The 23082-nt window shown below is 39.7% G+C and carries 30 protein-coding genes; 10 read left to right on the top strand and 20 right to left on the bottom strand.

The genetic code is table 11. From position 1 onward, the window contains the following. Window positions 1–7: 7 nt before the first annotated feature. The 4 genes from def to K1X56_09350 all read left to right on the top strand — a co-directional run bounded on the left by def (window position 8) and on the right by K1X56_09350 (window position 2177). Complete coding sequence (def, locus tag K1X56_09365) at window positions 8–577, top strand: peptide deformylase (protein MBX7094919.1); 570 nt, start codon at window positions 8–10, stop codon at window positions 575–577. 6 nt (window positions 578–583) lie between these two features. Then, window positions 584–1126 carry a hypothetical protein gene (locus tag K1X56_09360; protein MBX7094918.1) on the top strand — a complete coding sequence of 181 codons (543 nt, stop codon included), beginning with the start codon at window positions 584–586 and terminating at the stop codon, window positions 1124–1126. A gap of 206 nt (window positions 1127–1332) precedes the next feature. Further along, window positions 1333–1917, top strand: coding sequence for a sigma-70 family RNA polymerase sigma factor (locus tag K1X56_09355; protein ID MBX7094917.1), 585 nt, complete (start codon window positions 1333–1335; stop codon window positions 1915–1917). 62 nt (window positions 1918–1979) lie between these two features. Beyond that, entirely contained in the window at window positions 1980–2177 is a 198-nt protein-coding gene (locus K1X56_09350; protein ID MBX7094916.1) for a hypothetical protein, read from the top strand. A 53-nt stretch (window positions 2178–2230) separates the two neighbouring features. Here K1X56_09350 and K1X56_09345 read toward each other — a convergent pair whose 3' ends face one another. The 7 genes from K1X56_09345 to K1X56_09315 are packed head-to-tail and all read right to left on the bottom strand — an operon-like array spanning window position 2231 to window position 7030. Then, window positions 2231–2656 (bottom strand): hypothetical protein, encoded by a 426-nt coding sequence (locus K1X56_09345; protein ID MBX7094915.1) that lies wholly within the window; start codon window positions 2654–2656, stop codon window positions 2231–2233. After that, entirely contained in the window at window positions 2649–2924 is a 276-nt protein-coding gene (locus K1X56_09340; GenBank protein ID MBX7094914.1) for a hypothetical protein, read from the bottom strand. Before K1X56_09340 ends, K1X56_09345 begins: the two co-directional genes overlap by 8 nt. Beyond that, window positions 2921–3556 (bottom strand): endonuclease III, encoded by a 636-nt coding sequence (nth, locus tag K1X56_09335; protein MBX7094913.1) that lies wholly within the window; start codon window positions 3554–3556, stop codon window positions 2921–2923. Before nth ends, K1X56_09340 begins: the two co-directional genes overlap by 4 nt. Further along, on the bottom strand, window positions 3553–4062 hold the full coding sequence (locus K1X56_09330; GenBank protein MBX7094912.1) for a hypothetical protein: 510 nt from the start codon (window positions 4060–4062) through the stop codon (window positions 3553–3555). The genes nth and K1X56_09330 overlap by 4 nt, the downstream gene beginning before the upstream one ends. Next, window positions 4059–5231: an SUMF1/EgtB/PvdO family nonheme iron enzyme gene (locus tag K1X56_09325; protein MBX7094911.1), complete on the bottom strand. Its 1173-nt coding sequence runs from the start codon at window positions 5229–5231 to the stop codon at window positions 4059–4061. Before K1X56_09325 ends, K1X56_09330 begins: the two co-directional genes overlap by 4 nt. Before the next feature lie 9 nt (window positions 5232–5240). Further along, window positions 5241–6221, bottom strand: coding sequence for a DNA polymerase III subunit delta (holA, locus tag K1X56_09320; GenBank protein MBX7094910.1), 981 nt, complete (start codon window positions 6219–6221; stop codon window positions 5241–5243). A gap of 35 nt (window positions 6222–6256) precedes the next feature. Next, window positions 6257–7030, bottom strand: a complete 774-nt coding sequence (locus K1X56_09315; protein MBX7094909.1) for an AMP nucleosidase — start codon at window positions 7028–7030, stop codon at window positions 6257–6259. A gap of 23 nt (window positions 7031–7053) precedes the next feature. Between K1X56_09315 and K1X56_09310 the strand changes: the two genes are divergently transcribed. From K1X56_09310 to K1X56_09300, 3 genes are all read left to right on the top strand, one after another. Beyond that, window positions 7054–7515 carry a type I restriction enzyme HsdR N-terminal domain-containing protein gene (locus tag K1X56_09310; GenBank protein MBX7094908.1) on the top strand — a complete coding sequence of 154 codons (462 nt, stop codon included), beginning with the start codon at window positions 7054–7056 and terminating at the stop codon, window positions 7513–7515. A 71-nt stretch (window positions 7516–7586) separates the two neighbouring features. Continuing rightward, complete coding sequence (locus tag K1X56_09305; GenBank protein ID MBX7094907.1) at window positions 7587–8162, top strand: sigma-70 family RNA polymerase sigma factor; 576 nt, start codon at window positions 7587–7589, stop codon at window positions 8160–8162. 16 nt (window positions 8163–8178) lie between these two features. Beyond that, window positions 8179–8547 carry a hypothetical protein gene (locus K1X56_09300; GenBank protein ID MBX7094906.1) on the top strand — a complete coding sequence of 123 codons (369 nt, stop codon included), beginning with the start codon at window positions 8179–8181 and terminating at the stop codon, window positions 8545–8547. Here the strand turns inward: K1X56_09300 and K1X56_09295 are convergent. From K1X56_09295 to K1X56_09275, 5 genes are read right to left on the bottom strand one after another with little or no spacing between them, the layout of a single operon-like run. Further along, complete coding sequence (locus tag K1X56_09295) at window positions 8526–8897, bottom strand: diacylglycerol kinase family protein (protein MBX7094905.1); 372 nt, start codon at window positions 8895–8897, stop codon at window positions 8526–8528. The genes K1X56_09300 and K1X56_09295 overlap by 22 nt on opposite strands. 2 nt (window positions 8898–8899) lie before the next feature. Next, window positions 8900–9514, bottom strand: a complete 615-nt coding sequence (locus K1X56_09290) for a hypothetical protein (GenBank protein MBX7094904.1) — start codon at window positions 9512–9514, stop codon at window positions 8900–8902. A 9-nt stretch (window positions 9515–9523) separates the two neighbouring features. Continuing rightward, complete coding sequence (locus K1X56_09285; protein ID MBX7094903.1) at window positions 9524–10195, bottom strand: DUF1361 domain-containing protein; 672 nt, start codon at window positions 10193–10195, stop codon at window positions 9524–9526. 47 nt (window positions 10196–10242) lie between these two features. Then, entirely contained in the window at window positions 10243–10920 is a 678-nt protein-coding gene (gene trmD, locus K1X56_09280) for a tRNA (guanosine(37)-N1)-methyltransferase TrmD (GenBank protein ID MBX7094902.1), read from the bottom strand. Between the two features lie 33 nt (window positions 10921–10953). Then, on the bottom strand, window positions 10954–11451 hold the full coding sequence (locus tag K1X56_09275; protein MBX7094901.1) for a histidine phosphatase family protein: 498 nt from the start codon (window positions 11449–11451) through the stop codon (window positions 10954–10956). Between the two features lie 46 nt (window positions 11452–11497). On the opposite strand from K1X56_09275, the gene K1X56_09270 reads away from it, so the two are divergent. Beyond that, window positions 11498–11752, top strand: a complete 255-nt coding sequence (locus K1X56_09270) for a hypothetical protein (protein MBX7094900.1) — start codon at window positions 11498–11500, stop codon at window positions 11750–11752. Window positions 11753–11795: 43 nt separating this feature from the next. Here K1X56_09270 and K1X56_09265 read toward each other — a convergent pair whose 3' ends face one another. Beyond that, complete coding sequence (locus K1X56_09265; protein MBX7094899.1) at window positions 11796–12032, bottom strand: hypothetical protein; 237 nt, start codon at window positions 12030–12032, stop codon at window positions 11796–11798. Window positions 12033–12067: 35 nt separating this feature from the next. After that, on the bottom strand, window positions 12068–12970 hold the full coding sequence (locus K1X56_09260) for a 3-hydroxybutyryl-CoA dehydrogenase (protein MBX7094898.1): 903 nt from the start codon (window positions 12968–12970) through the stop codon (window positions 12068–12070). Between the two features lie 63 nt (window positions 12971–13033). Here K1X56_09260 and K1X56_09255 point away from each other — a divergent pair, with 63 nt between their 5' ends. Beyond that, on the top strand, window positions 13034–13378 hold the full coding sequence (locus tag K1X56_09255) for a Rieske 2Fe-2S domain-containing protein (GenBank protein MBX7094897.1): 345 nt from the start codon (window positions 13034–13036) through the stop codon (window positions 13376–13378). On the opposite strand, the gene ccsA is transcribed toward K1X56_09255, so the two are convergent. The 5 genes from ccsA to K1X56_09230 are packed head-to-tail and all read right to left on the bottom strand — an operon-like array spanning window position 13379 to window position 18527. Next, the gene (ccsA, locus tag K1X56_09250) at window positions 13379–16243 is read right to left on the bottom strand and encodes a cytochrome c biogenesis protein CcsA (protein ID MBX7094896.1); all 2865 of its coding nucleotides are present in this window, start codon (window positions 16241–16243) and stop codon (window positions 13379–13381) included. Then, entirely contained in the window at window positions 16240–16611 is a 372-nt protein-coding gene (locus tag K1X56_09245; GenBank protein MBX7094895.1) for a cytochrome c maturation protein CcmE, read from the bottom strand. Before K1X56_09245 ends, ccsA begins: the two co-directional genes overlap by 4 nt. A gap of 1 nt (window position 16612) precedes the next feature. Then, window positions 16613–16813 carry a CcmD family protein gene (locus tag K1X56_09240; protein ID MBX7094894.1) on the bottom strand — a complete coding sequence of 67 codons (201 nt, stop codon included), beginning with the start codon at window positions 16811–16813 and terminating at the stop codon, window positions 16613–16615. Continuing rightward, window positions 16810–17871, bottom strand: a complete 1062-nt coding sequence (locus K1X56_09235; GenBank protein ID MBX7094893.1) for a cytochrome c biogenesis protein — start codon at window positions 17869–17871, stop codon at window positions 16810–16812. Before K1X56_09235 ends, K1X56_09240 begins: the two co-directional genes overlap by 4 nt. Then, window positions 17859–18527 carry a heme exporter protein CcmB gene (locus K1X56_09230; protein MBX7094892.1) on the bottom strand — a complete coding sequence of 223 codons (669 nt, stop codon included), beginning with the start codon at window positions 18525–18527 and terminating at the stop codon, window positions 17859–17861. The genes K1X56_09235 and K1X56_09230 overlap by 13 nt, the downstream gene beginning before the upstream one ends. Before the next feature lie 58 nt (window positions 18528–18585). Between K1X56_09230 and K1X56_09225 the strand changes: the two genes are divergently transcribed. Beyond that, complete coding sequence (locus K1X56_09225) at window positions 18586–21846, top strand: caspase family protein (GenBank protein MBX7094891.1); 3261 nt, start codon at window positions 18586–18588, stop codon at window positions 21844–21846. Window position 21847: 1 nt separating this feature from the next. On the opposite strand, the gene K1X56_09220 is transcribed toward K1X56_09225, so the two are convergent. After that, window positions 21848–23082, bottom strand: a 1235-nt coding sequence (locus K1X56_09220; GenBank protein ID MBX7094890.1) for a family 1 glycosylhydrolase, incomplete at its 5' end; no start/stop codon positions are given.

The following is a 23082-nucleotide window of genomic DNA, read 5'->3' as shown; positions in this document are numbered from 1 at the left end:
TTGATTTATGGTATTACCGATAGTAGCCTACGGGGATCCGGTTTTAAAGAAAGTGGCTGAGGAAATTGATGAGGATTATCCGAAGTTAAAGGAATTTATTGCGGATATGTTTGAAACCATGTACAATGCAAGTGGAGTAGGATTAGCCGCTCCGCAGGTGGGGAAATCGATTCGTTTGTTTGTGGTGGATGCTTCTCCTTTTGCGGAGGATGAGGAAGAAGGGACTGAACATTTAAAAGATTTTAAAAAAGTATTTATCAATCCGATTATTGAGGATGAAAGCGGCGAGGAATGGGGTTTTAATGAAGGTTGTTTGAGCATTCCGGGAATCAGGGAAGAAGTGTTTCGTCAGGAAAACTTAAAAATTTCCTACTACGATGAGAACTTTAATTTTCATGAAGAAAGTTATGATGGATATGCTGCCCGAATTATTCAGCATGAATATGATCATTTAGAAGGAATTCTTTTCACTGAAAAAATCTCGCCACTGCGCAGAAGACTATTAAAGCGCAAGCTGGAAGAAATCACCATTGGTGATGTTGATGTGCGTTATAAAATGAAATTTCCAAAACGATAATTACCCATGAAAAAAGTAGTTTACACCTTATTGCTGATTGTTCTTGTGGCCTGTGGCGGAAACAATAACAGCGAAGAAAAGAAAGAAGTTACCGAAGCTTCGCTTAAGGCCGATATCAAACAAATGGAGGATAGCCTTTTTGGAGCTAATTCAACGCTTAATAAAGAGAGCGCAGAGAAAATGATTGCCATGTATAAAGATTTTGCCGGTTTATATCCCAAAACCAAGGAGGCTCCTGACTATTTGATGAAAGCTGCTGATGTAGCAACGGCCATTAACAAACCTTCGGTAAAGGAAGAATGCTACAAAAAAATCATCAATGAATATCCCGATTACCCGCGAATGGATGTTGTGAAGTACCTGCTCGCATTTACCCTCGATGCCGAATTAAACCAACGAGGGGAAGCTAAAGAGTGGTACAATAAAGTGGTTGCTGAAGTGAAGGATACCAATTTTGTACGGGATGCAAAAGTCCGCTTAAAATCAATCGATTCGCTCGATTATGAAGCTTTTATGCAGATGATCATCAACCAGCAGCCGCTCCAGTAATACCGTTTAATCAGTCAATTTTACCCTTTAATCAATAATTACCGGCGTTCAGGTAATTCTTTGGTATGGATTTATTTTTTATTTAAATTTGGTTCAACAGCGAGTAACTATTCAACATTTTGCTCGTCTCACTTAAAACAAAACGATCGCCTATAGGATAAATTCTACTCTAAAAATTCAGTTTACTGTTTAAAAAGGGAGAGTTTATGTCTATTCATGTTCTTGGCGACACCCAGCTTGTTCGCGAATATCAAAACGGAAATGAGAAAGCCTTTGAGGTTTTAATGTCTCGCCATTCCGACCGTGTATTTTCTTACATCGTATATATGGTGAAGGATCGTCAGTTAGCCGAAGATATCTTTCAGGATACCTTCGTTAAGATTGTCAACACTTTAAAATCAGGGAAATACAATGAGGAGGGCAAGTTTCTCCCATGGGTAATGCGGATTTCGCATAACCTGATTATCGACACCTTCCGTAGAAGCGCCAAGATGCCTACGGTTGAACCTAAAAATGAGGACCATGATATTTTCGGAAGCCTGCGGGTTTATGATGAAAATGTTCAGGATAAGTTAATTACAGACCAAATCCTGAAGGATGTTCGTCGCCTCGTAGAATATTTACCCGACGAGCAGCGTGAAGTGGTGATGATGCGTCACTTCTCGGATATGAGCTTCAAAGAAATAGCTGAGGCCACCAATGTGAGCATCAATACTGCATTGGGCCGTATGCGTTATGCTTTAATCAATTTGAGACGGATGGTTGAAGAAAAATCGATTGCGCTGGATTAATTTTTTGGTTTGTGCAATATGGGTGATAAAGTCACGTTTTTATTGAAACGCCTTTAAAGCCTATGAAGCAAATCTCTACTCTAGAAAATCGTATTTCCGACATCCTGAATGAAGAAAATGAGTTTTTCCAAACCGAAAAGGAGGAAATTCCTCCACTTGAGAAAGCTCCTGTAAACCTTGTTCATCGTATTCTGAATTACTCCCGTTCACTGGAAGTGCATCAGCAAGGTGAAAACAGAATTCTTACCGTTCTAAACTGAAATTTATCGATCGAAGGAACCGCTACCTCAGAGATGGGGGGCGGTTTTTCTTTTTATAGCCGTTGTATATCGGCAAAGGATTTCCTTACATGATCTTTGAAACTGGGAACGCGTTGTTTGCTTAGTTTTTTTCCTCTGCGATAAATGAAATAACCCGCACCAAATAAAAATGCAGAAAACAATTGAAGACCTTTATCCGCTGAAATAATGAATCCCAGGTAGAGTGGAATAAATGAAACCAGGCCCATTCCCATTAGGATTTTGCCAATGAGTAATGACTGATTTATTTTTTTGAAATGTAATTTCCGGTATTCCTCATCGATCCGGTAATCGTCGATCGCTTCAATTTTTTTCCTGATCTCATCCTCTTTAAGTCCCCGCCCGGTTAAAATTTTACGAATTTCAGAAAGCGATAAACCTTCGAACAATTCTTCCGGAGTGAATTCATCCTGATCTAATGAGTCCCTCAAATTATTCATTGGGATCTAGTTTTTCAATGGTGTTATTATCGAGCTCTTCAAATTCAATTGCATCCAATACTTTCTTTTCATCTTCTTCCGAAACGGCAATACCATTTTCCGCTTCCTCGAAACTGATTTCTCTGCCGGTTAAAGGATCAAATAATTTTTCATCCTCAGGGTCCGACTCCTCCAACTGAACATCCTTGCTGTTTCTGGAAGAATAAACCACAATTAAAACCAGAACCGCAACCGGAATGGAAATGATAACTATATTTTCAATGCTCATCGGAATAATTCTTTACGTCCAATAACGGAACAAATGGGACAATCTTCAGCCTGGTGTCCTCTTGCCGGACAATATTCTCTGCCGAAATAAATAATTTGTAAATGAAGTTTATTCCATTTCTCTATTGGGAAAAGGCGTTTGCAATCTTTTTCGGTTTGCTCCACATTTTTACCATTACTTAATCCCCAGCGGTAAATTAAACGATGAATATGGGTATCCACTGGAAATGCAGGTTGATCAAAAGCCTGACACATAACCACCGAAGCTGTTTTATGTCCAACCCCAGGAAGTTCCTCCAGCAATTCCATTTTATCCGGCACCTTTCCTTTGTATTTCTCCAATAGGATTTCTGACAGACGATGAATAGCTTTCGATTTTGCAGGGGATAGTCCGCAAGGTTTTATGATTTCCCGGATTTGGTCCACCGATAACTTTACCATGGATTGGGGACTATCGGCAAGGTGGAATAAATGTGGCGTAACCTGGTTAACTCTTACATCGGTGCATTGTGCGGAAAGTAAAACAGCAACCAGTAATGTATAAGCATCTTTATGATCAAGCGGAACTGCGGGCCTTGGATAGAAATGCTCCAATTGGTCCATTACAAATTGCGCTTTTTCTTTTTTGGTCATTCCTCTGTAAGAATTTGCATTTTTATTTTACACCGATCGATGGATGAACGATAGGTTTCAACCATCTGGTTGCTGAACGAATAACGCAATGCATTTTTATAATGAGCAATAGCCTGCAAATAGTCGGATTTGTTTTCGAAGAAAATCCCCCATTCGTTGTAGATGACGGCTTTGTCCATACCCGGAACCTGCATAGCTGCTGCTAATACTTTTTCCAGCTCAATTTCCAGATTGAGTCGCGATAACAAAACAGCATAATCGTAATAAGCTTGCGGAAATTCCGGTGCGAGTTGGAGACAAATTTCGTAGTGACGTTTGGCTTCCAGAAAGCTTGAATATTTATTTTCTAAAATCCATGCTAAATGATGGTGCGCACGCCAATGGTCGGGTGCTTCTGCAATAATTTCTCTGAAGAGTTGAGCAGCATCTGCAAAACGACGTTCGGCAATCAGGTTTTCGCCCTCGAAGTATTTTTCGTCGAGCTCGGATGGAAATGGAGGTGTCATTGTGTTACAAAATATTCTAAAACCGGACGAAATCCCAACCAGGGTTCCGGTTTTTTATAGGTCAATTGCATTTTTACTTCTGCATCTTTTGCATAGTGCAGATAACTGCCTCCTTTGGCATACCCCTTTTCTTCAATCATTTCCGCAACGTTTCCGAAAAGTTGATTGATCCCATCTGAATTCGGATAATAATCCTGCACCAGGGATAAGCCGGGACCAAGCTTTTTTTCGAAGCTTTGGATGCTTTCACAGGTGAATGAAAATTGATAATGAAATAACTGACAGCCTTTGCTGTTCAGACTATCCATTGCTGCTCTTTTTTTCATTTCCTCATTGGGTAATCCGGATGTAGCAAATTCCTCCCATTCGAATAAACGGGGGAGTCGAAAGCGGAAGGAAATGTTTTCGTTTTCGAATGGATTTAATTCCTGATTAAACAATTCAGATTTTATTTTACAAAAAGTAATGGCTTGTTCATAGGTAATTCCAGTTATTGGATAATCCAGCGCCTGCATAGCTTTTTTATCAAGCAGAATATTGTCGCTAAACGGTACTGCTACTCTAAAGGACAAACTTGCAAAATCGAATGAATAACTTTCATTGTATTTTTTTCCATCGTTGTTCAGGAAATAACGAATAGGTCCTCTGGTTTTTTCCGACATCGCATTGGTGTCAGGAATAAAATAAGTGGAAGGGAGGTCCTTGTATTTCTCGTTGGTTTTGGCAAATTCAGCAATAGCTAAATACTCGATGATGCTGACTTCAAATGCAGAAACCAATAATAGATCGTTCACCTTTCTGTAATTTTTTACTTTGTTAACAGCAGGAGAAGTAATTACCGATCTCATTCCGGTGCCAATCACTTCAAACAAATCTTTTTCGAGTGATAGGGGAATAACATCGGTATAACTTACCGGAACAATCATTCTCCCTTTTTTATCGAAAACTCCTTTTCTTCCATTCTGATAAGCCATATAGTGGTGGTATTCCATAGGAATGATGGTGTCGAAAAATGCCGGAATAATGAATTTGTTTTTTTTCTTCATTCCATAATCCTCATTCACTTTTACGAGACAGTTACCATCACCCAAATCGAGAATACAAGGCGTATTTTGCGCAATGGCAGTTAGGGAAAAGAATAAAATGCAGGAGCTAATAAAAATTTTCATTGAGCGGTATCAGTGTAGAATTTTGTAGAATAATTCTTTCATAATTTCTTCATCGTCACTTTCGGTGGTGTTTACCCCTTTACTTTTTAGATCGGCTTCTAAAAGGTATTCGGTTATTTTAAGGAGTTTACCGGGACTATAGGTTTTTGCATAGCGGGCATAATCACGCACAAAAAATTCATGCACTCCTAATTCAGCTGCAATTTCTTTGGCCGGTAAATTAGCCACCATGTGATAACGTAGAATTTTGGTGAAAAACCCATACAAGGACGGAATTGTCATTTGTATAGGATGAGATTTTTTATTTGCGGCGAAATAATTTAGGATCCGGTTCGATTTTAAAATGTCTTTTTCACCAAGTGCAGTTTGCAATTCGAATATATTGTAGTCTTTCGAAATCCCGATATTCTGTTGAATTACATCATCATTAATTTCGGTTCCTTCCGGGAGGAGGATTTTCAGTTTACCGATTTCATTGCTGATTTTAGCCAAATCGTTTCCAAGAAATTCTGCCAATAAAGCGGCGGATCTCGGAGATATTTTCATTTTCTGGCTTTTCACAAACTTTTCGATCCATTCGGCCAGTTTGTAATCTTTAATTTTTTCGGAAACATAATACACCGATTTTTTATCGAGCATTTTTCCGAATTCTTTACGGCGATCAACCGTTTTGTATTTATAACAGAAAACGAGGATAGTGGAACTCACAGGATTCTCCACGTAAGCTTTCATTTCCTCAATTTTTTTCATGTTTTGTGCTTCCTTAACAATCACTACCTGGTATTCCGACATCATCGGGTAGCGTTTGCAGGTGGCCACTAAATCGCCTTCGGAAATATCCTGACCGTAAACTACGGTTTGGTTAAATTCCCTTTCCATTTCATTCAGTACATTTTCCTCAATGAAATCTGCAATCTGATCGATGTAATAGGGCTCTTCTCCGCATAGGAAATAGACCGGATGATAAATCCTGTTTTTAAGATCACGCATGATCTCATCAAACTGATCAACCGATGTTTTTTTACTCATTCGAAGCGGAGGTGTTTAATAGAACGCCCGAAATTAATCAACTCATAGAGTGAATCAATACCAATTTCAAGGTGTTTATCGACAAAATTGGTGGTCACAATTTTATCACTTTCTTCCGTTTTAACTCCCTCAGGAATCATGGGTTGGTCGGAAACAAGCAATAAGGCGCCGGTTGGAATTTTGTTGGCAAATCCTGTAATAAACAAGGTTGCAGTTTCCATGTCGATGGCCATCACCCTCAGTTTACGCAGATAATCTTTAAAGGCCTCATCATGTTCCCATACTCTCCGGTTGGTGGTATATACTGTACCGGTCCAGTAATCCTTATCATGCTCGCGAATGGTAGAAGATACAGCTCTTTGTAATTGGAAGGCTGGTAGGGCAGGGACTTCCGGTGGAAAATAATCGCCTGAGGTTCCTTCGCCCCGCACAGCTGCAATGGGAAGAATTAGATCTCCGATGTTATTTTTCTTTTTTAGTCCACCACATTTACCCAGAAATAAAACTGCTTTTGGTTGTACTGCAGTCAGCAAATCCATAATGGTTGCCGCATTGGCGCTTCCCATTCCAAAATTGATGATGGAAATATCACCTTTGGTGGCATTGGGCATGGCTTTATCCTGACCCATTACATCCACGCTCATTTTCTTGGCGAACATGTTTACGTAGTTGTTAAAATTGGTCAGCAAAATATATTTACCAAACTGATCAGTTGGTGTCCCTGTATACCGGGGTAACCAGTTTTCTACTATTTCGGGTTTTGTTTTCATGTTTAACGTAATTTAGCGCAAGTATGGCAGAAGAAATGATTTATCCTGCTTATTCCTTCAAAATTAACACAGAAGGAGCTAAGCCACAAATATTTGATGAATTCCGTAAGAAATGGGTTGTGCTGAGTCCCGAAGAATGGATTCGTCAGCATGTTTTAACCTACTTACAAAAGGAAAAAGGTTTCCCTGCGGGATTAACTTCGGTAGAGGCGGGTATTGAATTAAACGGTTTAAATCGCCGTTGCGATGTGATCTATTTTTCGAAGGAGCATCAGCCGATGATGATCGTGGAATGTAAGGCTCCGGATGTAGTGATTGACCAATCTGTTTTTGATCAGGTTTGGATTTATAACATGAAATTAAAAGTGCCCTTTCTTTTGTTAACGAATGGAAAGATGCAGGTATTTGCACGCGTATCGGAAGGCGCAAAACCCGGATTTATGGCGGAATTGCCCGATTTTGAAACGCTAAACTCCTGGATTTAACGAGGTTAATATTTTTTTACTCAATTTTAAAATATCGTACCGCATGAGTTCGTCTGTTAGTTCAGATGACCATGCCGGAAAACATAGCACTGGAAATGACCGAACAGCAAAATCATGAAATTGATGCAGCGGTAAAAAAGGAACGGAAACGATTATTCCGTTTCATTCGCGACCGCGTGCGCAATGATGAAGAAGCTGAAGACATTTTACAAGATGTATTTTTCCAATTGGTAGAGACGTACCGTTTGATGAAACCTGTTGAGCAATTAACCTCCTGGTTGTTTACAGTTGCGCGTAATAAAATCACAGACGGATACCGAAAGAAACGTCCGGATTCGCTCGAAAGCATTGCGGTGCACCGTGATGATGATGGTGATTCTCTTTTTCTTTCGGATTTATTGAGAGGTGATAGTGAAGATGGCGAATCGGTAATGACCAATGATTTAATTATGGAGGCTGTAATGGAAGCATTGGATGAATTGCCTGATGAACAACGAGAGGTTTTTGTTATGCATGAACTCGAGGACAAAAGCTTCAATGAAATTGCAGAAATCACCGGTGCAGGAGTTAATACACTTCTTTCGAGAAAACGATATGCTGTTTTGCATTTACGAAACCGATTGAAGGATTTATATGATGAATTGTAGAACTAAATAGTGTAGTATGAAAAGGTATTATATTTTGAAAGGAATAAAAATTGCAGTTCTTGTTGCAATTGGTATTACAGCGCTAGGTGGAGTTGTAATGTTATTGTGGAACTGGTTGATGCCTTCCATATTCGGATTGCGCGAAATCTGCTTTGCTGAGTCATTAGGTCTTCTTGTTTTATCCAAGATTTTATTTGGAGGAATGAAAGGTGGCCATGGCGGAAAATGCTGCGGAAATCAATGTCACTCCGGTGGTCGACACCAATACTGGAAAGAAAAAATGCACCGCAAAATGGAGGGGATGTCGGAAGAGGAACGTGAGAAGTTCAAGAAAAAATTATCACGTTGCGGATACAATCCCCATCAGGAAAACAAGAGCGAATAAATTTTCGGTACAAAAATGAACAGACCTGTCAGCGCTGCTCCAATGGTAAACACCAAAACTGCAGCAGCCGACAGGTCTTTTGTTTTTCCGGCCAAGGCATGATATTCAGGTGATTCCAAATCGGTAAGTGTTTCAATGGCGGTATTCATTATTTCCATTGCCAAAACACTGGTAGCAACCATCACAATCATTATCCATTCGGTGGAATTGATATGAAACAGAAATCCTGCAGTTATTGTCAGAGCCAATAAGATAAAATGAATTTTAAAGTTGGGCTCGGTTTTCCATGTTGAAACGATTCCTTTCCATGCAAATCTAAAGCTGGAAATCCGGTTGTGATTTTTTTTCATGTTCACTCCATTTTTGCTTTAAATACACCGCTAAATTTTGAGGTGTCGGAATAGATTGGTCGACCCTTTTCCCAATGCGTTTCTTCAAAAGTTAAATCGAAAATTCCACGAATACTATCGCCTTGGCGGATGGAATTGGGATCAAGAATAAGTTGTTGATGAATAGGGCGTGTGATGATGTTAAGATGTTCGGTAGGGAAAATATAATTCACACTCATTTCGGAAGTGAATTTTTTTCCGTTTATCCTAATGAAATACGTAGTACCGTAAGCCGGAAGTCCATCTTCGAAATGGAGCAAAATTTCCTTCCCTTTTTTTTGAGCAAAACAATAGCGAATGTTATGTTCACCCTGGTGAGTCGAAACCGATGCGGCAGTATGCGTTAAATGTAAAGTGTCTTCTTTGCTGATCGAATCGCCCAAAGTGTTTTCGAAAGTACCATCGTCATTGGGAATTACGTACCAGGGATAATCCCATTTGTATTCATGAAAAAAGGGATGATCTAAATTTTTTCTGAATTCAATTTTTCCTTCAGGTTGTTTTTTATTCGGTGGACTTGAAAAATTCAAACTCAACACACCGCTGAGCACGATTAATGGAAGAAAAATTGCTTTCATATTCCAGGACTAATTCTCGTATAAAGAAACCGATTTTTCTTTGTTCTGTTGCTGTATGGCATACAATAGCCAAAGCAAACTACCTAATATGAGTGTAATTCCCCATGTGCGCGGATGCATTTCGGGGTGCACAAAACGATGCAGGACATCAAATGTCAAACCCAATGTGTCTTGAAGAATATCCCAGCTATTCCAGCGTAAAAATCGACCCAGGTAAATTCCGAATGCAACTAAAAAAGAGAGTAGGGGACTAAGCATCCAAAAAATAGAAGAGGGAATTTTATTTTTTATAAAGGCAAATACATCATTACATGTTTCGATGTAAATGAAAATTCCGGTTAAGGCAAAACTAAAAATCAACATGATATCGAACCACATGGGGACTCCGTATCGCTGGTGTAAATGCAGAAAATCGGTGAGTATATACGGAGCATTGGGTAAAAACAATAACCAGGAAGTCATAACAAAAAGACTGAAAATAGGTGATTGAATTTTTTTCTGCCTGATAAAATACCGGGATATCCATAATGGAATCCATGCCAGAAAGAGATTCCAAAGCAAAAACAGGAAGGTGAACTGACCAGAAATTTCTATTCTAAAAAAAAGTAATCCAATAGAAAAAAGGGATAAGAATAGAAGGCGATAGGAGTTAAACAAATAAGCCATTTGATATTTTTTCAATCAAACGCAATTCTGCTTTTTTAGTATTGAGATTTGGTTAAGAATTGTTAATCATTCAGAAGATCTGGCCGACGTTCTTTTGTGCGCTTGATCGCTTCTTCGAGTCGCCAGTTTTCAATATCCTTATGATTACCGCTCATTAATACAGCCGGCACTGTTCGTCCACGCCATTCTTCCGGTCGCGTATAAACCGGAGGCGCAAGCAGGTCGTCCTGAAAGCTATCGGTTAAGGCAGAAGTTTCATCGCCAAGTACACCGGGTATTAATCGAATAACAGCATCAGAAATCACCGCTGCGGCAAGTTCTCCGCCACTGAGTACATAATCGCCAATGGAGAGTTCCATGGTGACGTATTCGTCTCTTAACCGTTGATCAATTCCTTTATAGTGACCACAAATAATCAAAATGTTTTCACCAAGTGATAATTGATTGGCTATTTTTTGATTGAAAGTGGTTCCGTCGGGTGTAGTATAAATAATCTGATCGTAGGTTCTCTCTGCTTTCAATTGATCGATACAAGCTGCAATGGGTTCAATCATCAATACCATTCCGGCTCCTCCTCCAAATTGGTAATCGTCCACCGACTTATGTTTATTGGTAGAATAATCACGGATGTTGTGAACATGCACTTCAACCAGTCCTTTGGTTTGAGCTCTTTTTAAAATAGAATCTGAAAAAGGGCTTTCCAATAAAGAAGGCAACACGGTGAGAATATCGATACGCATGCGGCAAAAATAAGGAATCCTGCTTTAGGAAACTCAGGACGGGTAATTCTTTGGGTAGTCGAAATACACCAAATTGCCGGTATCGCGCGAAATTTCTTTCCAGTGCTGAAAGGGGAAATGGATTTCTGCAACACCGGTAGTAGGAATATTTCCGATTCCTGCTTCAGTGAGGTAATTCAGGAATTCAGTCAGGCCCGGATTATGTCCAATAAGCATAATCGTTTTGTATTTATCCTGAAAGCGGTTCACGATATGAAGCAAGGTCATTATTTCAGCTTCGTAAATTTCAGGTATCACTTCGAAGGCTTTTTCATCCTTAAAAAGAACATTTGCCATTCGTTTGGCGGTTGAACGGGAGCGTTTTGCTTTGCTGCAATAAATGATATCTGGAAGAATCTTTTTCGATTTTAAAACCTCGGCCATCAATGGAGCGTTTTTTTTACCTCGATCATTGAGCGGACGATCCACATCTGCAAGTTGCAGATCGTTCCAGGATGATTTCGCATGACGAACAAGAATCAATTTGATCATGAATCCTTTTTTTTTTAAATTTAAGGTAAACCTAAACAATCAGCTAATGAAAAATGGAATTTATACCCTTGTTATTGCATTATTCATGTTAAGTTCATGTGGAGCTGAAACTGCGGAATCGATTTCAAAAAAGTGGTGCGAAATGAATGCTAAGGTTCATTCGGCAACTTCAGCAGAAGAAAAAGATAAAGCAAAAGATGAGCGGGAAAAATATGAAGATGAAATTGAACAAAAATATGGACATGATCATGAGATGATGAAAAAAATTAGCGCTATTACAAAGGAATGTGATCAGCATTAAACTGAATGTATGATTATGAAAAAGGCCGCTGTCGCGGCCTTTATTATTTTTTTGGTTTTTTGAATTCAGCATTGAGCTTTTCCAACTTCTTCGGGTTTCTGAGGTCGGCTTCATCAATGTATTCTTCAAAAAATCCACAATCGGTACACATATACACTTCAATAAACAGTGATGTAAAGGAGCTAACGGCCATGGAAGATCGTTCGCCGCGTTTACTCACGCCTTTGTTGGTCAAGATATTTTGACTTCCACATTTTGGACAAATACCCGATTTTTTCATAGCAAAAATAAGCCATCCCGAAGATGGCTTATTATTTATGCGGTTACTTTCTTTTTAAAATTATCGGCAACAACTAAATCCTTAGTTCCATGCGTCCACGAATAAAATCCTTCTCCGGATTTCACTCCGAGTTTACCAGCGGTTACCATGTTGACCAATAGCGGACATGGGGCATATTTTGGGTCGCCGAATCCATCCTGCAACACTTTAAGAATAGAAAGACATACATCCAAACCGATAAAATCGGCTAATTGCAGAGGACCCATCGGATGAGCCATTCCTAATTTCATTACGGTATCAATTTCTTCAACGCCTGCTGTTCCCTGCCATAGTGTAATAATGGCTTCATTGATCATTGGCATTAAAATTTTATTGGCTACGAAACCGGGATAATCATTCACTTCCACCGGAACTTTCGAAAGTTTTTTCGACATCTCCATAATCGTATGCGTAACTTCATCACTTGTGGCATAACCGCGGATAACTTCTACCAATTTCATAACAGGAACCGGATTCATAAAGTGCATTCCGATTACTTTTTCGGGACGTTTGGTTACTGCTGCAATTTTAGTAATGGAGATAGAGGAGGTGTTGCTTGCAAGAATGGCATTAGCTGGAGCAAAGGCATCCATATCACGGAAAATTTTGAGTTTTAAATCAACATTTTCTGTAGCGGCTTCAACCACTAAATCAGCATCACTGATTCCTGATTTTAAATCGGTATAAGTAGTAATATTGGATAAGGTTGAGTTTTTATCGGCTTCCGACAAACTACCTTTTGCAACCTGACGATCCAGATTTTTTCCAATGGTGCCTATTGCTTTTTTTAGTGCTTCTTCCGAAACATCTACCAGGTTTACTTTAAAACCAAATTGTGCAAATACATGCGCAATACCATTACCCATAGTTCCTGCGCCAATCACTGAAATATTTTTCATCTGTTTTTAATTTGAGGCTTAAATATACTAGGAAAATCGACTGAAGGAAGTATTTTTAGAGTGATGTTTAAAACAAAAATCCGTTGGTATAAACTGGTCAATTCCAAATCGGTATTGATGGATCAGATCCCTGATTCGGGTCTGAAGCATTATTACCTGAACAGCACGAATATTTGCATTGCCAGAAATGGAACGGAATTTTTTGCTGTGAGAGATAAATGTCCCCACCAGGGAAAATCTTTTTCTGCGGGCGGATGTGTTGAAGATGGGAAAGTGGTTTGTCCCTGGCACCGCTACGGATTCGATTTAAAAAACGGAAGAGGTGCAGGCCTTTATGTGGAGGTTTATCCCCTCGAAGAACGTGAAGATGGAATCTATATTGGCTTCGAATATTTTAGCTGGTGGTGATCAGGCCCTTTTCACGCGGTGATAAACGGCCATTCCTGTTCCTAAAGCCATAATAATACATCCCAGCCAAAGAATCATAATCCATGGAAAGCGAATAGCGTGCATCACGATAAATTCGGGGGTGGTGACTTCAATCGTAATTTCAGATTCACCCATCATAAATCCGTTTTTCACTTTCGTGCTGTCGCTGTTCACTGGTTCTGCTTCATGTACATGTGTTGTGTCGCCCGGCTCGTGAACATGTGCTTCCTCTGATTTTTTTGGTGCAATGTTTTTTACGTTAAAGGTGGTATTGATCTGAGAAACAAAAACGGGTTTTGATGTAAATTCCATATTGTTTTTTACAACAAAAATCGGATCTACAGGAATTCCGTATTTGAGGTTGACATCCCAGATATCGTTAATCATTAAATGCACCACAGCACCAAGATCGCTGCTGTCGAGACCGAAACTGGCATTATCTTTTTGCTTAATACCTTCTATGGATAAAATGCGGACAATAAATCCCGGATTTCCGATCGTATCTCCTTCTTTACCTTTTAATTCGTAAGGAGGCATTTCTGCGCTTTGATTACCCGGATTTAAATCGGCGTATTTTATATGTGTAAACACATCGTGATCGAAGAAATGTTTTGTACCGGGTTCTGCCACATTGCTCATGTCGTTCAATTGCACAAATGGTTGCAGTGTATAGAGTTTTTCCGAAGGTTGAAATGCCGACCAGGGTTTAGCTTTGAAATAATCATCCACAGTGGCATCGGAAATCATTTCCCAGTTTTTTAATTCTGCCTGAAAATTATTTTGCGAGGTGTGTTCGGTTTTACATGTATAAACATTGTCTTCAAATTTCATGCGGTCGCCAATTTTATATTGGGCCGCTTCCTTACCGAAATAATCAATGTTGAAACGGAGAAAATGTCCATCCAGAACTTTATCGGAATAGCTCACGAAATATTCTTTCATTTCGGTGGTGTCTCCTCTGAAAATCTGAACATCGCTGTTGTTACTCATTTCTTTTCCAAGCATGGAAAGATTATATCCAAATGTGGTTTCGGAAATGACTTGTTGTTTATTCTGCGAAATCAAAGCGCCCAGGAGTAAAATTCCAAAACCAATGTGAGCAATGGAGGGACCGGCATGATTGAGTTTTCCTTTTAAAAAGCGAATCCAGTAATCGAAATTGGCAATTACGGTAAAGAGTGATGCCAGTAATAAAATCAGATAGCGGTAATGACTAAATTGAAAAATAAACCCTAACACGAAGGTTAATACCAGAGATATTCCTAATGATACAGCAATTTTCTTTATGAATTCGGTAAAGTCGGTGTTCTTGTATTTTAAAAATTGAGTGAATGCTACCAAAATAGCAATGATAATAGCAAAAGGAGTTTGCCAGCGGTTAAATTCTTCATTGCGCGCTGCCTGTTCTACCAATTGCATTTTGGTGTCGAACAATAAATTGATAACCGGAATGGAAGTAGAAAAGGTGATCTGTAATCCCGACAATATTAAAACCAGCGATCCGATAAACATCCAGAATTCTCTCGACCACAATTCTTCTTCTTTTTTCTCTCTGGGGAAATGAAGCAGGTAATTATTGATAAGGAAAACGGTAGTGAACGTAAACGCAATTAATAAAATTAAGCCTCTCCAGGTTAAAATAAAATCGCCGCTTTGCGTGAGTATTGCATTGAGGTCAACCATAAATCCGGTTATGGTTAATACAATACTGATCAGTGTAAATCGAATTCTTGCTTTTTTGTCGACCAGCAACAGCATGAATGAAAACCAAATGAAAAATACGAGGTATGCCAGCAATTGTCCCAACATTCCATCACCTGTGAATGAGTGAACAGATGTATCTCCCAACACCCCGCTTCGGGTTAAAAACGTAGAGTAGAGAATGAGGATGAAGGAAATGAGTGAAAAGAAAAATGCAGAATAAAGCGAACGCTGATGATTTTTATTTACAAGCATAAGGTGACCGGCTCCTACCAAGGTTAACCAGGGCACGAGTGATGCGTTTTCTACCGGATCCCAGGCCCAAAAGCCACCAAAGCTGAGCGATTCATAGGCCCATGCTCCACCCATTAATATTCCTACTCCTAAAACGAGAATGCCGACGAATGTCCAGGGTAATGCCGGCTTAATCCAGTCCTGATACGATTTTCTTAATAAACCGGCAGCAGCATATGCAAATGGGACTAATGTTAATGCAAATCCTAAGAATAAAGTTGGTGGATGAATAATCATCCAGTAATTCTGTAACAGTGGATTTAATCCTTTCCCGTTTTCAAATCGGGGATCGAGCTGCAGGTAATCTGGAATTAAACTCCAAATAGTACCGAATCCGTCTACTACATCACGCTGTAATCTGAATGGATTTGATCCTAAACGATAATCGCCAATATAAATGCCCAGTAACATGGAAGAAAGAAACATCATTACCAGAGCAAAAATGCCCATCACTTCTGTTTCCCAGTGACGTTCCTTTTTTAATAAAAACAAACCGATTACCGCATGCCAGAAAATCCAGAGCATAAAACTACCGGATTGTCCACCCCAGAATGCAACCAGGATGTATTTAAACGACATTTTACTGTTGATTTGCTCCCACACGTAATGGTATTCGAAATACTGCATGGTAAGCAGATAAAACATAATACCGATAAAAATGAAGGAAGCAATGGAAGAAATGAAAAATGATTTCCGGCCTAATTTTTTCCAATGCAAAGAGCTATCTCCTTTTTGGAAAAATGCCATAGCATATGCAAAAACCGATAAAGCAGCAGCTGCAAATGTTAATGCAACAAAAGCATTTCCCAGCACACCGGGAATTAAGTGTTCACCCGAATATTGACTCACTGTTTTTTATTCAAATCGTTGTACTTCGAAGGACATTTTAATGATATCTCAGAAGCATAAAACACATCACCTTCCACGCTGCCTGTTAAAACCACACTTTCCGAACGTTCAAAGTCCTTTGGTTTTGGTTGGTTGTAAACTACTTTTTTTACAACATTTTCTTTGTCCTTAATGTAAAATGTACATTTCAAGGGTTCGGAAGTAATTTCCTGTTCATGATCTAATTCGCCAACCACGGTGTATTTTTTTCCGGGATTACCAAATGCTTCCGTAAAGTTGGCATAGGTACTTGCGCCACTCAGCGAGGTGATGATAACTCCGATAGCAATGGCAATGACGATGAGTCCGATGATGTGTGTCTTTTTCATCTTACTTTTCGTTTATATCTTTTTCAATTTTCGAAATCTTGCGGTCGAGCATAAACAGGTAAACGACGATGCCAATAAAAATGATGGCAACTACTCCAATTACCACTTTTATTTTTCCTTGTTCATGCATTGAAGTATCTGCACCTGCAGCCATGGCAAGATTCGATAATAACAACATGAGAACGGCTAATAATGTTTTCATAGTTCTTGCGTTTTTTCACCGAGAACAGCAATGCGTTTCCGGATTTGAAATATCCAATATCCAATACCAATCCATCCCAACACGGCGGGATAAAATACCATCCGTAGTTTGCTGTCGAGGTCGTACTGACTAAAAGCAGGATTACCGCCGTTGCCCGGGTGGAGGGAGTCGGTAATTCGGGGTAAAATCATGAGCATTACGACCAGAATCATGAATGCAAAAATGTTGTACACCGCCGATACACGTGCCTGATTTTGTTCTTCACCCACTGAACCTCTTAAAATGAGATAAGCCATGTAGATCAAGGTTGTTATGGCTGCACCGTTTAATTTGGTATCGCTCACCCACCAGTGTCCCCAGGTAAATCTGGCCCATAAAGAACCGGTTGCAAGACCTAAAATCCCGAATAATAATCCGGCTTTTACTGCTTCTTTAGCAATGAGATCGTAACGGGGATTAAAACCGGACAGATAACGGATGCTATTAATTACCGAAATCGTCATCAGCAACATCATGGTGAACCACATGGGTACATGAAACATTAAATTGCGAATGGTCTCTCCTAAAATTTCACGATTGGGAAATACCATTCCATTATTGAGGTATTGCGGATTTTTTACTTCACAATCGTCGTGCTCAATATTATCCTTACCCGCTTCTTCGCAACGGAATGCATTGGGGAGCACATAATGTCCCTGTGCATACTGAACATGTAATGTTTGAGATTTGGAAGGAAGATTATAGGGTATAGAAAAATCTGCACTGATTTCATTTTTGCTGATGACCCGAATCGTATCAGCCTGAAGATTGAATGCTCCGATTTCCAACCAGACAACCGGTTGTTCAAGTCCCTTCGAGCTTACCGTAAAATCGGTGTTATACCCGTAAATTGAAATGGAATCGTTTTTTCCCATATGCAATTTCTCTTGCGATACCGAAGAAATTCCAGGACCAAGAGGAGTTAACAGGCTCATGACGATGACATACATCAACAATAACACAGAAGCCAATTTCCACCAGTTTTTCATTCCCGATTCCAAATAAATTATTCGCGCCAAAGGTAAGGAAATAACAAATAAGAGAGTGCAACAACAAGCACATTAATTCCCGCCAAAATACTTATGGCCGTAAAGCCATATTCCCAGGTTAATCCCCTCAGGGCGATGCCGGACAGCTCAATAAGCGTTACCAGCAAAGGAAGAATTAGGGGAAAACCTAAAATGGCCATAATGCCCAGGTTATTTCCGGTGCGGGCAGAAATAGCGGCAATCATCGTGAAAATACCCGAAAACCCTGAACATCCCAATAAGAGGGCTACAATATACATCCCAACATTGGAGCCTTCGAGAGGAACCGAGCCTAAAAGTGTGGAGTAGACCAGGAGGGTGACCAATGAAGTCAGGCCCATCAATAAAATATTATAAAGCATTTTACTCAGTATCACCGCTGCCGGTGATGATAGGGTATAAAGGTATAATAGCCGGTTTCTGGTTTCGGTATGGAAACTTTTCGAAATGGTGTTAACGGCCGAAAAAAGTAATATAACCCAGAAAAGCGTATTCCATACCAGGGGATCATCCAGTCTCCGAAAGGATAAGTAACAGACAAAAACGGTACTGATCACATAGAGCAAAATACCGGAAATGGCGACTTTATTCCGCAATTCCAACGCAATTTCCTTTTTGAGCAGTACCGACAACTCTTTTGCTGACATGGCACGAAGTTAGCAAGAAAAGATTCCCGTGAGATGGAAATCACTATTTTTAACCATGATGAAAAATTCAATTTTGCAATCGCTGTTTTTCCTGTTGATTTCTTTGCAGGGAATTGCCCAAAAACCTGAAGTGGTGGTTACTGCCGGACATACCGATCAGATTAACTGCATCAGTTTTTCACCGAATGGACAGTTTTTGGTTACAGGTGGAAACGACAAAAACATCAAAATTTGGGACGTACGCACGGCTCGTGAAATGAGGACTTTGTCCGGAAACGATGGTCGCATTGTAAAAGTGGCTTTTTCTCCCGATGGAAAATGTTTGAGCGGACTCAATTACAATGGTCAGCTAAGAACCTGGAATCCCGTAAACGGACAATTGTATTCTTCACTCCTCGATGTAGAGGCTACTTACAGCAATTTTGAGTACTGCATGGGAGGGAAAAAATTACTTTATTCCTCCAACAGCAATCACCTGGTGATAACAGATCCGTTTACAGGTAAAATTGAAAAGGACTACACATTAGAAATTTCACCTACACGATTTTGTGTGGATTTATCCGGCACCAAAGCATATATTCTCGATCATTTAGGGAATTTATTGGAGTTTGATCTTAACAGCGGAAAAACACTGAGAAGTTTTCCTTTGTTTAAAGAATACATGTATTGTGCCACCCCATTGGTGATTGACAGAACCGGTAAATACCTTGCAGCAGGATTCGACGATAATCATATTCGCGTTTTTTCGTTGGAGAAATGGAATGTGCTGCATGTATTGAAAGAACATAAAATAAGAATGGTGGATATTAGTTTCTCGCGCAAAGATGACCGCATGTTTTCTGTGGATCATAACCGCGATTTGGTGATCTGGGATTTTAAATCCGGAAAAAAATTAAAATCCATTGGTAAAACAGTCATGGGAATTACCTCATTGGCGAGTCACCCCACTGAGGACATTCTTGCTTATCCGGAATGGAAACAGGTCCACTATGTAGATGCCAAAACAGGAAATGAGCTAAAACTATTTAAAGCCCGCGGGAACCGGATTTTAAGTATGGCTTATGATCAGAAGGGAAAATTTTTGGCTACTGCTGCAGATGATATTTCCATTAAACTCTGGAATATTTCTGCCTTGCGCATTGAACGAAAAATTGACGGTTTTTTTCCGGTAGAATTTTCTCCCGATGGAGAGAAATTGGTTTGTATGGGTAATCAGATTGATCTGAGAGTGTATAACCCCAATACAGGTGAAGTGATTCACCGACTTGATACGGAAATGGAATTGATTCAGAATTTGAGTTTTTCTAAAGATGGAAATTATGTAGCGGGTGGCGGCTTTTTGGGAATATTAAAAGTATGGGATATACGCAACGGAAAAATGGTGGCGCGTTTAACCGGACACGCCGGTGGAATTTATGCGAGCAGTTTCCATCCTGATGGAAGCAAAATTGCTACATGTGGACTGGATAATACCGTCCGTATTTGGGATTTGAAATCCGGAAAAGAAATTGCGCAAATGGTGGGACATGAAGTCCTGGTGAATGATGTGGAGTATAGTCCCGACGGAAAAATTCTAGCTACGGCTTCATGGGATAAAACCATTGGTATTTGGGATGCCGATAAACATAGTTTAATCAAGCAATGGAAAGGACATGAAAACATTGTGACCACACTCAACTTTTCTTCCGACGGAAAATACCTGGTGAGTGGTGCGGGGAATAATGTGGTATCGCCCATTGATAATTCGATTCGGATATGGGACGTAAAAAGCGGAACAGCCATTTGTAAATTTGAAAATCCAACCGGTCAGATCAATAAAGTAATTGTGGAGAAGGATGGAAATTTCATTTTTTCCTGCTCCGATGACGGAATGGTAAAACTTTGGGATATTAATAAATGCACCGAAGTGGCATCACTGATTTGCGCCAATGTAAGCGATCACATTATAGTAACTCCCGATCATTATTACACAGCATCCAAAGAAGCATTGCAGGCGGTCAGCTTTAGGGTGGACGATAAAATTTATCCATTTGAGCAATTTGATTTGCGCTTGAACAGGCCCGACATCATTGCTTCCCGTATAGGAAAAACTCCTCCCAATTTGGCGAATGCATTTCGTTATATATATGAGAAAAGGTTAAAACGGCTGAATTACAATGAAGAAAATTTTGCGGCAGATTTTCATGCGCCGGAAATTTCGCTTGATCAATCAACTATACCTTTAGTTGTTAAAGAACCCCTTCTTAAAGTTAAGGTTAAAATGCGCGATCAACGCTACAAACTGGATCGCTTGCATGTTCAGGTAAATGGTGTGCCCATGTATGGTTCCACCGGTTATGATTTAAGCAAATCCTCCAGTGGAAGTATAGATATGGAGACTGAAATCCGGTTGATTTCGGGTGCCAACCAAATCAGCATTTCCTGCATGAACGAAAAAGGAGCGGAGTCCTTAATTGAAGAATTTTCCGTGGTGTGTGAGTTATCGGAGGTGAAACGAGAATTGTTTATCGTTTGTATTGGCGTATCCGACTACAACGACGATCGTTTCGATTTAAAATATGCAGCCAAAGATGCAAAAGATGTAGCGGCAAAAATTGGAGTGCAATCTGAAAATTATGTGAAAGTCCACTCTAAAATATTACTCGATAAGGAGGTCACCCGTACATCTGTTTTGGGAATAAAAGAATATATTTCTCAGGCAGGACCCGAAGATTTGGTCATTGTTTTTATGGCCGGACACGGTGTTTTAGATGATAAATTCGATTATTATTTCGGTACATCCGATATGAATTTCGATAATCCTTCGGGAACGGGTGTTTCCTATTCGGAAATCGAACAATTATTTTCAGGGATTCCATCGCAGCGCAAATTGTTGATTATGGATACCTGTCACAGTGGTGAATTGGATAAAGATGAAGTAGAAAAAGAGACCAAGGCAGAAGTTGAAATCAGCAACGACGTAAAATTCAGATCAGTTGGAGCAGGGGTGAGGCAGAAAGAAGTATTTGGATTATCCAATACCTTTGAAATGATGCAGGTTCTATTTGCTGATGTTAAAAATGAAACGGGCGCTGTAATTATTTCTTCATCGGGAGGAGCCGAGTTTTCGATGGAAAGTAATGAATGGAAAAATGGATTATTTACCTATTGCCTATTGAGTGCTTCGAGTGATTTTAAAGCGGATTTAAATTATGATAAAAAAATGAGCGTTTCGGAATTGAGGAAATACACCTATGAAAAGGTGATTCAATTAAGCAACGGAAAACAAAAACCTACCACCCGTTCCGATAATTTAATTCTCGATTTTGTAATATGGTAAATCAATGTTGATTTCCTGCTTTGCGTTTCGTTTGTATTCCCTCATTTTGTAAAAAGGATTTATACCACAAACCAGAATCTTTTACAATCCGCTTTTGGGTTTTTAAATCCACATGCACAATACCAAATTTTGGAGTGTATCCTTCTGCCCATTCGTAATTATCGGTAAAGGACCAAACAAAATATCCGCTAACGGGATATCCTTCGTTTTTCGCTCTTAAAACCTGTTGCAAATAACTTTGGAGATAATTGGTGCGATTCAAATCGTGAATTCGTCCGTTTTGCACTACATCATGAAAAGCCGCTCCATTTTCGGTGATATATATTTTTTTTTCACCCGGATAAGAAGAATACTTCTTAATCATTTCATAAATCGCTTCCGGATAAACTTCCCAGTTCATTTGGGTGTGATGCACATTTCTTTTTTTGGCACTGATTAAACGGGCTTTTAGATAGGGAATATACCAGGCCGACTGCACCACTTCGCGGGTGTAATTTTGAATTCCGATAAAATCATATTTTCCCTGCATCAGTAATTCATCGCGTGGCCCCATAAAATCATGCACGCGTTCCAATGCGCGGAAATCGGCAATGGGGTATTCAAGTCCAAGCATCGGTTCCAGAAATAGACGGTTTAATAACACGTCTGCCCGTTTAAGCGCTTCCAGATCAGCCAGGGATTCGGAATGCGGACTCAAATGCGAACAGGAAAAGGTGGTCCCTATTTCTGCATCGGGAACATGGTAACGGATAATTTCGGGACTAATACCCTGAACCAATACGGCATGGTGCATAGCTTTTAAAAAGTTGCTTAATCCTCTTTTACCAGGAGCATGAACACCCATAAAATATCCGGCGCCAGTAAAGACCATTGGTTCATTCAGCACCATCCATTTTTTTATACGATCTCCGAAATGAGAAGCACAAGTTTCGGCATAATCGGCAAACCAGTGTATGATATCGCGATTGGTCCAGCCCCCTTTTAATTCCAAATGGTGAGGCAAATCCCAGTGGTAAAGTGTCACCCAGGGTTCAATTCCCATTTCAAGGCATTGGTCAATGAGCCGGTTATAAAAATCAATTCCGTTTACATTTATTTTCCCCGTTCCGTGTGGAATAATTCTTGGCCAGGATAATGAAAAACGAAAATTCCGGATATGCATACTTCGCATCAATGCCAGGTCCTCGCGGTAATGGTGATAAAATTTTACACTGTCATTCGCATGCTCTTTATTTC

Source organism: Flavobacteriales bacterium (assembly GCA_019694795.1).
Lineage (GTDB): Bacteria > Bacteroidota > Bacteroidia > Flavobacteriales_D > UBA2798 > UBA2798.
This window is presented reverse-complemented; position numbering and strand designations above follow the sequence as displayed.

What these genes read in the sequence shown, in the direction of transcription:
- def (MBX7094919.1), top strand. Translation starts at nt 8, where the DNA reads ATGGTATTACCGATAGTAGCCTACGGGGATCCGGTTTTAAAGAAAGTG.
- K1X56_09360 (MBX7094918.1), top strand. Translation starts at nt 584, where the DNA reads ATGAAAAAAGTAGTTTACACCTTATTGCTGATTGTTCTTGTGGCCTGT.
- K1X56_09355 (MBX7094917.1), top strand. Translation starts at nt 1,333, where the DNA reads ATGTCTATTCATGTTCTTGGCGACACCCAGCTTGTTCGCGAATATCAA.
- K1X56_09350 (MBX7094916.1), top strand. Translation starts at nt 1,980, where the DNA reads ATGAAGCAAATCTCTACTCTAGAAAATCGTATTTCCGACATCCTGAAT.
- K1X56_09345 (MBX7094915.1), bottom strand. Translation starts at nt 2,656, where the DNA reads ATGAATAATTTGAGGGACTCATTAGATCAGGATGAATTCACTCCGGAA.
- K1X56_09340 (MBX7094914.1), bottom strand. Translation starts at nt 2,924, where the DNA reads ATGAGCATTGAAAATATAGTTATCATTTCCATTCCGGTTGCGGTTCTG.
- nth (MBX7094913.1), bottom strand. Translation starts at nt 3,556, where the DNA reads ATGACCAAAAAAGAAAAAGCGCAATTTGTAATGGACCAATTGGAGCAT.
- K1X56_09330 (MBX7094912.1), bottom strand. Translation starts at nt 4,062, where the DNA reads ATGACACCTCCATTTCCATCCGAGCTCGACGAAAAATACTTCGAGGGC.
- K1X56_09325 (MBX7094911.1), bottom strand. Translation starts at nt 5,231, where the DNA reads ATGAAAATTTTTATTAGCTCCTGCATTTTATTCTTTTCCCTAACTGCC.
- holA (MBX7094910.1), bottom strand. Translation starts at nt 6,221, where the DNA reads ATGCGTGATCTTAAAAACAGGATTTATCATCCGGTCTATTTCCTATGC.
- K1X56_09315 (MBX7094909.1), bottom strand. Translation starts at nt 7,030, where the DNA reads ATGAAAACAAAACCCGAAATAGTAGAAAACTGGTTACCCCGGTATACA.
- K1X56_09310 (MBX7094908.1), top strand. Translation starts at nt 7,054, where the DNA reads ATGGCAGAAGAAATGATTTATCCTGCTTATTCCTTCAAAATTAACACA.
- K1X56_09305 (MBX7094907.1), top strand. Translation starts at nt 7,587, where the DNA reads ATGCCGGAAAACATAGCACTGGAAATGACCGAACAGCAAAATCATGAA.
- K1X56_09300 (MBX7094906.1), top strand. Translation starts at nt 8,179, where the DNA reads ATGAAAAGGTATTATATTTTGAAAGGAATAAAAATTGCAGTTCTTGTT.
- K1X56_09295 (MBX7094905.1), bottom strand. Translation starts at nt 8,897, where the DNA reads ATGAAAAAAAATCACAACCGGATTTCCAGCTTTAGATTTGCATGGAAA.
- K1X56_09290 (MBX7094904.1), bottom strand. Translation starts at nt 9,514, where the DNA reads ATGAAAGCAATTTTTCTTCCATTAATCGTGCTCAGCGGTGTGTTGAGT.
- trmD (MBX7094902.1), bottom strand. Translation starts at nt 10,920, where the DNA reads ATGCGTATCGATATTCTCACCGTGTTGCCTTCTTTATTGGAAAGCCCT.
- K1X56_09275 (MBX7094901.1), bottom strand. Translation starts at nt 11,451, where the DNA reads ATGATCAAATTGATTCTTGTTCGTCATGCGAAATCATCCTGGAACGAT.
- K1X56_09270 (MBX7094900.1), top strand. Translation starts at nt 11,498, where the DNA reads ATGAAAAATGGAATTTATACCCTTGTTATTGCATTATTCATGTTAAGT.
- K1X56_09265 (MBX7094899.1), bottom strand. Translation starts at nt 12,032, where the DNA reads ATGAAAAAATCGGGTATTTGTCCAAAATGTGGAAGTCAAAATATCTTG.
- K1X56_09260 (MBX7094898.1), bottom strand. Translation starts at nt 12,970, where the DNA reads ATGAAAAATATTTCAGTGATTGGCGCAGGAACTATGGGTAATGGTATT.
- K1X56_09255 (MBX7094897.1), top strand. Translation starts at nt 13,034, where the DNA reads ATGTTTAAAACAAAAATCCGTTGGTATAAACTGGTCAATTCCAAATCG.
- K1X56_09245 (MBX7094895.1), bottom strand. Translation starts at nt 16,611, where the DNA reads ATGAAAAAGACACACATCATCGGACTCATCGTCATTGCCATTGCTATC.
- K1X56_09240 (MBX7094894.1), bottom strand. Translation starts at nt 16,813, where the DNA reads ATGAAAACATTATTAGCCGTTCTCATGTTGTTATTATCGAATCTTGCC.
- K1X56_09230 (MBX7094892.1), bottom strand. Translation starts at nt 18,527, where the DNA reads ATGTCAGCAAAAGAGTTGTCGGTACTGCTCAAAAAGGAAATTGCGTTG.
- K1X56_09225 (MBX7094891.1), top strand. Translation starts at nt 18,586, where the DNA reads ATGAAAAATTCAATTTTGCAATCGCTGTTTTTCCTGTTGATTTCTTTG.